9 protein-coding genes and 1 tRNA gene are annotated in these 11,186 nt (G+C 76.4%); 8 read left to right on the top strand and 2 right to left on the bottom strand.

The window, feature by feature from the left end:
• Both ABEB16_RS22800 and ABEB16_RS10075 read right to left on the bottom strand, forming a co-directional pair.
• Positions 1-1,360, bottom strand: a 1,360-nt coding sequence (locus tag ABEB16_RS22800) for a GGDEF domain-containing protein (RefSeq protein ID WP_425560157.1), incomplete at its 3' end; no start/stop codon positions are given.
• Between the two features lie 121 nt (positions 1,361-1,481).
• Positions 1,482-1,565 (bottom strand) — tRNA-Leu (locus ABEB16_RS10075).
• 218 nt (positions 1,566-1,783) lie between these two features.
• Here ABEB16_RS10075 and ABEB16_RS10080 point away from each other — a divergent pair.
• The 8 genes from ABEB16_RS10080 to ABEB16_RS10115 form a co-directional block, all read left to right on the top strand.
• Positions 1,784-2,494: an FHA domain-containing protein gene (locus ABEB16_RS10080; protein WP_345712122.1), complete on the top strand. Its 711-nt coding sequence runs from the start codon at positions 1,784-1,786 to the stop codon at positions 2,492-2,494.
• An 8-nt stretch (positions 2,495-2,502) separates the two neighbouring features.
• Entirely contained in the window at positions 2,503-2,982 is a 480-nt protein-coding gene (locus ABEB16_RS10085; protein WP_345712123.1) for an FHA domain-containing protein FhaB/FipA, read from the top strand.
• Positions 2,983-2,987: 5 nt separating this feature from the next.
• A complete protein-coding gene (locus ABEB16_RS10090) occupies positions 2,988-4,319 on the top strand; it encodes a PP2C family protein-serine/threonine phosphatase (RefSeq protein ID WP_345712124.1) in 1,332 nt (443 codons plus the stop codon).
• Positions 4,319-5,689 (top strand): FtsW/RodA/SpoVE family cell cycle protein, encoded by a 1,371-nt coding sequence (locus ABEB16_RS10095; protein WP_345712125.1) that lies wholly within the window; start codon positions 4,319-4,321, stop codon positions 5,687-5,689. The genes ABEB16_RS10090 and ABEB16_RS10095 overlap by 1 nt, the downstream gene beginning before the upstream one ends.
• Positions 5,686-7,137, top strand: a complete 1,452-nt coding sequence (locus ABEB16_RS10100) for a peptidoglycan D,D-transpeptidase FtsI family protein (RefSeq protein ID WP_345712126.1) — start codon at positions 5,686-5,688, stop codon at positions 7,135-7,137. Before ABEB16_RS10095 ends, ABEB16_RS10100 begins: the two co-directional genes overlap by 4 nt.
• A complete protein-coding gene (gene pknB / locus ABEB16_RS10105; protein WP_345712127.1) occupies positions 7,134-9,152 on the top strand; it encodes a Stk1 family PASTA domain-containing Ser/Thr kinase in 2,019 nt (672 codons plus the stop codon). Before ABEB16_RS10100 ends, pknB begins: the two co-directional genes overlap by 4 nt.
• 10 nt (positions 9,153-9,162) lie before the next feature.
• Entirely contained in the window at positions 9,163-10,011 is an 849-nt protein-coding gene (locus tag ABEB16_RS10110) for an alpha/beta fold hydrolase (protein WP_345712128.1), read from the top strand.
• A gap of 134 nt (positions 10,012-10,145) precedes the next feature.
• Positions 10,146-11,186: EAL domain-containing protein (locus tag ABEB16_RS10115; RefSeq protein WP_345712129.1), on the top strand; the 1,041-nt coding region annotated here is incomplete at its 3' end.

Here is an 11,186-nt window from a genome sequence, read left to right on the forward strand (position 1 = left end):
CGGCGTGGGCGACGCCGATGCTGAGCCCCACCCGCGCGGTGCCCTGCGGCAGCCGCAGCGGCGCGGTCACCAGCCGCACCAGCTCCCGCCCCACGGCCGGCGCCTCCTGCGCGCCGGCCCCGCGCAGCAGGGCGGCGAACTCGTCACCGCCGAGGCGGGCGCACACCGCGGCGGTGGGCGCGGTGGACTGCAGCAGCCGGCCCACGTGGCGCAGCACCTCGTCGCCGGCGGCGTGCCCCAGGCGGTCGTTGACGCCCTTGAAGCCGTCGAGGTCGGCGTAGAGCACCGCGAGCGCACCGGGACCGGCGGCCGCGGCGGCCAGCTCCTCGTGGAAGCCGGCGCGGTTGGCGAGCCCCGGCAGGTCGTCGGTGCGCGTCCGGGCCCTGAGCTCGCGGTGCTGCTCGGCGGCGGCCAGCGCGAGGGCGACCTGGCCGGACGCGGTCCGCAGGCAGACCAGCACCTCCGCCGGCACCCGGCCGGGCGCTCCCGCCAGCAGGTGCACGTCGGTCCCGGGGAGCACCAGGTGCACCCAGCGGCAGGGCTGCCCGGCCGCGGCGTCCAGCTCGGCGGTGCGCCCCACCGGCGCGGACCCGCCGGGGGCCCCGTCCCCGGTGAGGACGGCGCCCGGCAGCCGCGCCGGCACGGTGTGCAGCGGCCCGGCGGCGCTGCGCACGGACAGCTGCCCGCCCTCGGGGACGACGGCCAGCACCCGCAACCCGGGGGTGGCGCGGCACAGCTGCGCGGTCGCGGCGTGCGCCTCGGCGAGGACCACCGCGGCGTCGGTGGCGCCGAGCAGGCGGGTGCCCAGCTCCACGAGCACGCCGTCGCGGCGGGCGGCGGCCTCCCGCGCGATCATGCCCGCGGCCGTGCGGCGGGCCACGACCGCGGTGGCGAGCATGACGGGGAAGGGCCCGAGCACGACGAGGGGGTCCACCTCGCGGTGGTGGGGCAGCACGTCGGCGCAGAGCACGGCCGCCGCGAGGGCGGCGCCGTAGCCGAGGCACTGGGCGAGGGTGCGGGCGGTGGAGCCGTGCAGGGCGCGGAACCACAGCGAGCTGAAGGTGAGCCCGAGCACGAGCGCCGGGCTGGGCGCGGACAGCGCGAGGACGCCCACGGCGAGCACCTCGGCCACGTCGGGCCCGGTGCGCGCCCGGCCGGTGAGGTAGGTGGTCGCCCACACCCCCGCGAGGACGGCGCAGGAGGCCAGCGCCAGGGCCGCACCGGCGCCGCCGCCCGCGAGGGGGGCGGGCAGGGAGAGCAGCAGGACGGCGAGCAGCAGGACGCCGAGCAGCCACCGGGTGCGGTCGACGAGACCGGTGGGACGGCGCAGCAGGCGGGCGACCGCTGCTCTGGCGCGCACTCCCACCTCCACCACCGGGGGATCGGCTGCGCGAAGCGTAACCGTCCGCGCACGAGGCAGCCGGGGGGCGGGGTGGGACGACGAAGGCCCCGGTCCTGGGGACCGGGGCCTTCGCGGTGCGTGCGCGAGGGGGGAGTTGAACCCCCACGCCCTTTCGGGCACACGGACCTGAACCGTGCGCGTCTGCCTATTCCGCCACTCGCGCGAGTGCTCCGAAACCCTAGCACGCGACGGCGGTGGTCCCGGACACGCTCCCGCGCCGCCCCGTCGCTCCCCGGGCGGGCCCGGCGGCCCTGGTTACGATGCCGGTGCGCCGACCACGCGCGATGGACGGCCGGGAGCACCCGGCGACGGTCCGCAGGCGGCCCCGGGGGCCGCCTCGGGGATCGGCGGCGGATCGCGGAGGCAGGGGGGAGGCGCGGCGTGGGAGTGCTCGACCGGTTCGAGAAGGGCGTCGAGCGCGCGGTGAGCAGCGCGTTCGCCAAGGCGTTCCGCAGCGAGGTGCAGCCGGTGGAGATCGCCAGCGCGCTGCGCCGCGAGCTCGACGACCGCGCCGCGGTCCTCGCGCGCGGCCGCACCCTGGTGCCCAACTCCTTCACCGTGGAGCTGGCCCCCTCCGACCACGGCAAGCTCGCCTCCTGGCAGGACACCCTCGCCGACGAGCTGGTGGCCGCCGTCACCCAGCACGCCGAGAAGCAGCGCTACGCCTTCGTCGGCCCCGTCCAGGTCGGCTTCCACCAGGCCGACGACCTGCGCACCGGCGTCTGCCGCGTCCGCAGCGCCACCGTGAAGGGCCGCGTGGCGCCCGCGACGGGGGACGCGGTGAGCGCCGGGCGCCCGCGCCTGGACGTCGACGGCCGCCGCTACGTGCTGACCGAGACGACGACGGTGCTCGGGCGCGGCTCCGACGCCGACATCGTCCTCGACGACCCGGGCGTCTCCCGCCGGCACGCGGAGATCCGCGTCAGCCCGCACGGGGCGCAGCTGGTGGACCTGGGCTCCACGAACGGCACGTCCGTCGACGGCGAGCGGGTGCGCGCCGCCGACCTGTTCGACGGCAGCGTCATCACCCTCGGGCACACGCAGGCCGTCTTCCGCGCCGCGCGCCGCAGCGCCGACGAGACCTGGGACTGAGGCGGGGCATGAGCGAACTGACCCTGACGGCGATGCGCCTCGGGCTGCTCCTGCTGCTGTGGCTGTTCGTGCTGGCCGTGGTGGGGGTGCTGCGCGCCGACCTCTTCGGCACCCGCGTCTCACCGCGCCGCACGAGCGCGCCGCAGCCGCCGCGCCGGGAGCGCCGGGAGCGGCCGGAACCGGCGCCGCGCCCCCGCCCCGGCGCCACCCTCGTCGTGACGGAGGGCTCGCTGCGCGGCACGACCCTGGCGCTGGGCGAGACCCCCGTCCTCATCGGCCGCGGCAACGACTGCACCCTGGTCCTCGACGACGAGTACACCTCCACGCGGCACGTGCGGATCAGCCCCGCCGGCGAGGGCTGGGTGGTGGAGGACCTGCAGTCCACCAACGGCACGTACCTGGGCAGGGAGCGGCTGAGCGCACCGGTGCCCTTCGACCCGGGCACCCCGCTGCGCATCGGCAGGACCGTCCTCGAACTGCGGAGGTGACGGCGGTGGCCATCGCGCTGCGGTACGCCGCGCGCTCCGACGTGGGGCTGGTCCGGTCCAACAACCAGGACTCCGGCTACGCCGGCCCGCACCTGCTGGTGATCGCCGACGGCATGGGCGGGCACGCCGGCGGGGACGTCGCCTCCTCCCTGGCGGTGGCGGAGCTGGCGTCGCTGGACGGGGAGTCCCACGGCAGCGACGACGCCGCCCAGCACCTGGTGCGGGCGGTGGCCGCGGCCAACGAGCAGCTGCGCCGCCGCGTCGGGGAGGAGCCCGACCTCGCCGGGATGGGCACGACGGTCACGGCGGTGCTGCGCACCGGCGGGCGGCTGGTGCTGGCGCACATCGGCGACTCGCGCGCCTACCTGGTGCGGGAGGGCCGGCTCAGCCAGCTGACCCGCGACCACACCTACGTGCAGAGCCTCGTCGACTCCGGCCAGCTCGACCCGGAGGACGCCGGCAACCACCCGCAGCGCTCGGTGATCATGCGGGTGCTCACCGGGCAGGCCGAGGACCGCCCGGACGTCTCGGTGCGCGAGGCCCGCGTCGGCGACCGCTTCCTGCTGTGCTCGGACGGGCTGTCCGGGGTGGTGAGCCACGAGACGCTGGAGCAGGCGCTGGCGGAGCTGCCGGACCCGTCGACGGCGTGCGAGCAGCTCGTGGAGCTGGCGCTGCGCGGCGGGGCGCCGGACAACGTGACGTGCGTGGTCGCCGACGTCGTGGCGGTCGACTCGGGCGACGAGCCGCCGTCCATCACCCCGCAGGTGGTGGGGGCCGCGGCGTTCTCCCGACCGCAGCGCACCTCCGCGCTGGACTCCCCCGCGACGCGGGCCGCGCGGTTGCGCCCGCAGCCGCCGCAGGAGGAGGACCCCGACGCCCCCGCCGAGCCGCCGCGCGGGGGCCGGGGCCGCCGGCTGCGCTGGACGGGCGGCCTGCTCGCGCTGCTGCTGCTGCTGGCCGGTGGCTGCTACGGGGCGTGGCGCTGGTCGCAGGCGCAGTACTTCGTGGGGGCGCAGCAGCAGCAGGTGGCGGTGTTCCGGGGGCTGACGCAGGACGTCGGCCCGCTGAGCACGTCGCGGGTGCTGGAGCTGACGGGCATCCGGCTGGCCGACCTGCCGGCGTACGCCCGCGAGCGGGTGCAGCAGCGCATCAGCGCGCCCGACCTCGCGGGCGCGGAGCGGGTGGTGGAGAACCTGCGCTCCCAGGCGCGGGAGTGCTCGACGGCGACGAGCAGCCCGACCGCCGGCGCCACGGCGAGCCCCGGCACCACCGCGAGCCCCGGCACCACCCCGACCCCCGGCACCGACTCCGGCACCGACTGCGCAGGGACGTCCTGATGGCCACCGTGCTGCCCGTGTACCCCCGCACCCGCCGGGGGGTGGAGCTGCTGCTGCTGCTGCTCGCCGTCGCCCTGTCGATGAGCGCGTACGCCGTCGTCGGGCTCACCGAGACCGGGGCGCTGCCGGCGGACTTCTTCCTGCACGGCGGGGCGCTGGGGGTGCTGGCGGGCGTCCTGCACGTCGTCGTGCGCTGGCGGGCCTCCTACGCCGACCCCGTGCTGCTGCCGGTGGCGACGCTGCTCAACGGCGTCGGCCTCGTCATGATCCACCGCCTCGACCTCGCGGAGGACTCGGCGCTGGCGTCCCGGCAGCTCGTCTGGTCGGCGCTGGGCATCGTCGCGGCGGGCGCGGTGCTGTGGCTGCTGCGCGACCACCGGGTGCTGCGCCGCTACACGTTCACCGCGATGGTCGCCGGCTTCGGGCTGCTCCTGCTGCCGCTGGTGCCCGGCCTGGGCAAGACCATCAACGGCGCGCGCATCTGGATCGGCGTGGGCCCGCTGTCCTTCCAGCCCGGGGAGCTCGCCAAGATCCTGCTGGCGGTGTTCTTCGCCGGCTACCTCGTCGTGCACCGCGACGCGCTGTCCCTGACCGGCCCGAAGCTGCTGTGGCTGCAGCTGCCGCGCATGCGGGACCTGGGGCCGCTGCTCGTGGCGTGGGGCGCCAGCGTCGGGGTGCTCGTGCTGGAGCGCGACCTGGGCACGTCGCTGCTGTTCTTCGGCCTGTTCGTCGCGGTGCTGTACGTGGCGACGGAGCGGGTGAGCTGGATCGTGCTGGGCCTGCTGCTCTTCGTGGGCGGCGCGCTGGCGGCGGCGACCACCTTCTCCCACGTGCAGCAGCGGGTGGACATCTGGCTGCACCCGTTCGCGGCGGAGAACCTGGACCGCAGCTACCAGCTGGTGCAGGGGCTGTTCGGGATGGCCGCCGGCGGGCTGCTCGGCACCGGCCTGGACCGCGGCCGGCCGGACATCGTGCCCTACGCCGAGAGCGACTTCATCTACTCCTCCCTCGGGGAGGAGCTGGGCCTGGCGGGGCTGTTCGCGGTCCTGCTGCTGTACGTGCTGCTCGTGGAGCGCGGCCTGCGCACGGCCGTGGGGGTGCGCGACGGCTTCGGCAAGCTGCTGGCCGGGGGCCTGGCGTTCTCGGTGGCGCTGCAGGTGTTCGTCGTCGCCGGCGGCGTCACGCGGGTCATCCCGCTGACGGGGCTGACGATGCCGTTCCTGGCGTACGGCGGCTCCTCGCTGGTGTCGAACTGGATCATCGTGGGGCTGCTGCTGCGGGTGTCGGACCTGGCCCGCCGCCCCGCCCCGGAGGAGCCGGCCGGCCCGGGCGGCGACACGGGCGCCACGCAGGTCGTGAGGCTGCCGTGAACCGCCCGCTGCGCCGCCTCGCCGGGGTCGTCGCGCTGCTGTTCCTGACGCTGTTCGCGAGCACCACGCACGTGCAGTTCTTCGCCGCGGAGGACCTGCGGGCCAAGCCGACGAACAGCCGCCAGCTCTACGCGGAGCTCGGCCGGGACCGCGGCCCGATCCTCGTCGCCGGTGGCGGGCAGGTGGCGGTCGGCACGCCCGTCGACGACGCGTACAAGTTCCTGCGCACCTACCCGTCGGGGCCGCTGTACGCGCACGTCACGGGCTACTACTCCATCCGCTACGGCACCTCGGGGGTCGAGCGGGCGCAGAACGACGTGCTGTCGGGCACCGCGGACCGCCTGTTCTACCGCCGCCTCAGCGACCTGGTCACGGGCCGCCAGCCGCGCGGGGGGTCGGTGGAGCTGACGATCGACCCGGTGGTGCAGCAGGCGGCCTCCGAGGCCCTGGGCGAGCGCAAGGGCGCCGTGGTGGCGCTGGACCCGGCGACGGGGGACGTGCTGGCCATGGTGAGCAACCCGACGTACGACCCGAACGCGCTGGCCACCCACGACGCCGCGGCGGCGCAGGAGGCGTGGCAGGGGCTGCTGGCGGACGAGGACGACCCGCTGACGAACCGGGCGACCGGCGCGCTGTACCCGCCCGGCTCCACCTTCAAGATCATCACCTCCGCGGCGGCGCTGGAGAGCGGCGACTACACCGCCGACACCCTCCTGGACGGGCCGGCGGAGCTGGACCTGCCGCTGACCAGCAGCACCCTCGGCAACGACGAGGGCACCGAGTGCGGCCCGGGTGGGAAGGTGTCGCTCATCGACGCGCTGGAGATCTCCTGCAACACCGCCTTCGGGTCCCTGGGCATGACGCTGGGCGCCGACGCCCTCGCCGAGCAGTCGGAGAGGTTCGGCTTCGGGCAGGAGCTGCAGATCCCGCTGTCGGTGGCCACGAGCAGCTTCCCCACCGACCTGAACGCCCCGCAGACGGCGCAGTCCGCGATCGGGCAGTTCGACGTGCGGGCGACGCCGCTGCAGGTGGCGATGATCTCCGCGGCGGTCGCCAACGGCGGGGTCCTCATGGAGCCGAACGTGGTGCGCACCGTGCGCGACGCCGACCTCGACGTCGTCGAGACCCGCTCCCCGCAGGAGCTGGGGCGCGCGGTGAGCGAGGAGACGGCGGCGACGCTGACGACGATGATGCGTGCGGTCGTGGACTCCGGGACGGGGACGCGGGCGCAGATCGAGGGCGTGCAGGTGGCGGGCAAGACGGGGACCGCGCAGCACGGCGAGGGCCTGCCGCCCTACGCGTGGTTCACGTCGTTCGCCCCCGCGGACGACCCCGAGGTCGCGGTGGCGGTCGTCATCGAGGACGGTGGGACCGTCGACAGCGCCTACGGGGGCAGGCTGGCGGCTCCTGTGGCCAAGCAGGTGATGGAAGCGGTGATCAACCGGTGAACGAGACCCCGCGGCTGCTCGGCGGCCGCTACGAGGTGGGCGCGGTCCTCGGCCGGGGCGGCATGGCCGAGGTGCACGTCGCCCTGGACACCCGGCTGGGGCGCACCGTGGCGGTGAAGCTGCTGCGCCCGGACCTGGCGCGCGACCCGTCGTTCCAGGCGCGCTTCCGCCGCGAGGCGCAGTCGGCGGCGGCGCTGAACCACCCGAGCATCGTGGCGGTCTACGACACGGGCGAGGACGTCCACCCCGAGCCCGGGGGCGGGCAGATCGTCCTGCCGTACATCGTCATGGAGTACGTCGAGGGCCGGACCCTGCGCGACATGCTGCGCTCGGGGCAGCCGCTGTCGCTGCTGGAGGCGCTGTCCGTCACCGAGGGCATCCTCGGGGCGCTGGAGTACAGCCACCGGGCGGGCATCGTGCACCGCGACATCAAGCCCGCCAACGTCATGATCACCCCACCGGGGGAGATCAAGGTCATGGACTTCGGGATCGCGCGGGCGATCTCGGACTCCTCCGCGACCCTCACGCAGACGTCGGCGGTGATGGGCACCGCGCAGTACCTGTCCCCGGAGCAGGCGCGCGGGGAGCAGGTCGACGCCCGCAGCGACATCTACTCCACGGGCTGCCTGCTGTACGAGATCCTCACCGGCCGCCCGCCCTTCACCGGCGAGGCGCCGGTGGCGGTGGCGTTCCAGCACGTCAGCGAGCCGCCGAAGCCGCCGGGCGAGCTGGTGCCGGACGTGCCGCACGCGGTGGACCAGGTGGTGCTGATGGCGCTGGCCAAGGACCGCACGCACCGCTACCAGAGCGCGGCGGACTTCGCCGACGACCTGCGCCGGGCGGTGGAGGGCCGCCCGCTGCGCGGCGCGGTCATCGCCGGTGCGGCCACCGCGACCGAGACCCAGCGCATGGGGTCGGTCGGCGAGGCGGCCGGTGCGGGGGCGGGCGCGACCCGGCAGTTCGCGCCGCTGCCCCCGGCGGCGCCCCCGCAGGGACCGACGACGGGCTCGCTGCCCGCCACGGGTGAGCTGGAGCCGGCGCGCCGCTCCCGCTGGCCGTGGGTGCTGCTGGTGGTGCTGCTGCTCGGCGGTGGGGGTGCGGCGGCGACGCAGCTGCTGGACGGCGGGGGCGAGGGTGGCGCCAGCCCCTCGACGACGACGGCGACCACGCCGGCGACGGTGGCGGTGCCGGACCTGTCGGACGGGGACGAGGCCGCGGCGCGGGCGGCGCTGACGGCGGCGGGGCTGACGGGGGTCTTCGAGCAGGAGGCCAGCGACACGGTGCCGGCGGGCCGGGTGGTGCGGCAGGAGCCGGCGGCGAACCAGCAGGCGGCCACGGCCAGCACCGTGCGGGTGTGGCTGTCCAGCGGGCCGTCCTCGGTGACGGTGCCGCGCGTGTACGGGCTGTCGGAGGACGACGCGCGCGAGGCGCTGGAGGGCGCGGGCCTGACGATCTCGGAGACGCAGTCCCTCGACGACCAGGCGGACGTCGACCCCGGCGCCGCGGTGAGCACCGAACCGCGCCGGGACTCCACCGTCGCACCGGGCAGCTCCGTGGTGCTGTACGTCTTCAGCGGCAAGGTGACGGTGCCCAACGTGCAGGGCCGCACCCTTGACGAGGCCCGCGCGGCGCTCAACGAGCTGAAGCTCACCGTCAACACCTCCGAGCGCAGCAGCGACGAGCAGGAGCCGGGCACGGTGCTGTCGCAGAGCGTGGACCCCGACGAGAAGGTGGACGTGGGCACGTCCGTCGACCTGGTGGTGGCCGCGGCCGCGGCCACCCCGACGTCCAGCCCCACCGGCTCGGCGACGTCCAGCCCCTCACCGACCAGCTCCGCCAGCGCCACGGGTGAGGGCGCCGACCGCGCCGGGCGGGCCGTGCGCTCGCCGGGCAGCGGGTCGGGCAACGGCTCGGGCAACGGCTCGGGCAACGGCTCGGGCAACGGCTCGGACGAGGACGACGCCGACGACGCCGAGGCGGAGGCCGGGTCGTTCCCGACGGCCCCGCAGGAGTGAGGGGTGCGGCGTGGGTGACGGCGTCCTGACGGGGTTCGACCGCGACGGGCTGCGCTTCGCGGTGCGCGACACCGGCGGCGGCGCGCGGGGCACCGTCGTGTGCCTGCACGGTTTCCCGCAGGACGGCACCGCCTACGACGCGGTGGTGCCGCTGCTGGCGGCGGAGGGGCTGCGGGTCCTGGTGCCGGACCAGCGCGGCTACTCCCCGGGCGCGCGCCCGGCGGGGCGGCGCCCGTACGCGGTGCCCGAGCTGGTCGCGGACGTCGTGGCGCTGCTGGACGCCGCGGGGGTGCAGCGCGCGCACGTCGTGGGCCACGACTGGGGCGGGGCGGTGGCGTGGGCGCTGGCGGGGGCGGCGCCGCAGCGGGTGGCGTCGCTGACGGCGCTGTCGACGCCGCACCCGGAGGCGGTGCGCGCCGCCCTGCCGCGCAGCTCCCAGGTGCTGCGCTCGTGGTACATGGGGTTCTTCCAGCTGCCCCGGGTGCCGGAGCGGCTGCTGCTGGCCGGCGACGGGGCGCGGCTGCGCGCGTCGCTGGAGGGCACGGGGCTGGCTGCGGAGCGGGCGGCGCACTACGCGCGCCGGATGGCGGAGCCGGGGGCGCTGACGGCGGCGCTGGGCTGGTACCGGGCGCTGCCGGTGCCGCACCCGGCCGGTGGCGCGCGCGGGTTCACGCCCGTGCCGGTGAGCTACCTGTGGGGCCGGCGGGACCCGTTCTTCGCGCCGGCGGCGGTGCTGGGCACCGGCAGGCACGTCACGGGGCCGTTCACGTCCCGCGGGCTGCCGGTGGGGCACTGGGTGCCGGAGGAGGCGCCTGCGGACGTGGCGGCGGCGGTGCTGGCGCACGCCCACCGCGACTGACGCTCCCCGATCTGCACGATCGGTAACCTATTCGGTACTCTCCGTTTATCAGAGGTGGGCGGTCGACGCGGGCCGCGCTGTGCAGCAGAGCGCAGCGGCCGACGAGGACTGCGGGGGGTCGTGGAGTGGGGCGCGTGCCGGACGACGCGTGGAACCCGACACCGGACGTGCTCGCGGGCGTGCAACGCCTGCTGGAGCTCGCCCGCACCCACCTGGGCACGGACATCGCGTGGCTGTCGCACTTCGACGCCGGGCAGCAGGTGATCCGCACGACCAGCGGCGACGCCACCGCCATGCACGTCGCGGCGGGTGACGCGCTCCCCGTGGAGGGCTCCTTCTGCGTCCGCGTGCTGGCCGGCACCCTGCCGGCCGCCGTCCCCGACGCCCGCCGCGACCCCGTCACCCGCGAACTGGCGGTCACCTCCCGGCTCGGCATCGGCTCCTACGTCGGCGCCCCCGTCCGCGGCCCCGCCGGCGAGGTGCGCGGCATGCTGTGCTGCCTGGGCCGGACCGCGAACCCCGAGCTGGACCAGCACGCCGCCCGCTACGCCGCGCTCGTGGCGGACCTCGTCAGCGACCACCTCAACAGCGCCGCCAGCACCGGGCACGGGTCCGCCCACCGCCAGCGCGGCGCCGTCGAGGAGCTGCTCACCGGGGAGCGGGTGTCCGCGGCGTTCCAGCCCCTCGTGCGGCTCGCGGACGGTGCCGTGGTCGGCTTCGAGGCGCTGGCCCGCTTCGACCACCCCGCCTTCCCCGGACCCGCGCACGCCTTCGCCGCCGCCACCGGTGCCGGTCTCGGCGTGGAGCTGGAGCTGCTCACCGCCCGCCACGCCCTCGCCGGGCTGGCCCGCGTGCCCGCCGGGACCCGGCTCAGCGTCAACCTCTCCGCCGAGGCCCTGCTCGACCCGCGGTCCCCCGAGCTGCTGCTGTCCGGCGCCGAGCGGGCCCGCGCCACCGGCCGGCGGCTGGGCGTGGAGATCACCGAGCACACCCAGGTGCCGGACTACCGCGCGCTCGCGGCCGTCGTCGAGCCGCTGCGGGAGCGGGGCGTGGCACTCCTCGTGGACGACGCCGGCGCCGGCTACGCCAGCCTGCGGCACATCCTGCGGCTGCACCCGGACGTCATCAAGGCGGACGTGGAGCTCGTGCGCGGCGTCGAGACCGACCCGGTGCGC

Source organism: Kineococcus glutinatus, assembly GCF_039542765.1.
Classification (GTDB): Bacteria; Actinomycetota; Actinomycetes; order Actinomycetales; family Kineococcaceae; genus Kineococcus_A; species Kineococcus_A glutinatus.

Coding starts and splice junctions, on each gene's coding strand:
- ABEB16_RS10095 (WP_345712125.1), top strand. CDS start 4,319: ATGGCCACCGTGCTGCCCGTGTACCCCCGCACCCGCCGGGGGGTGGAG.
- ABEB16_RS10085 (WP_345712123.1), top strand. CDS start 2,503: ATGAGCGAACTGACCCTGACGGCGATGCGCCTCGGGCTGCTCCTGCTG.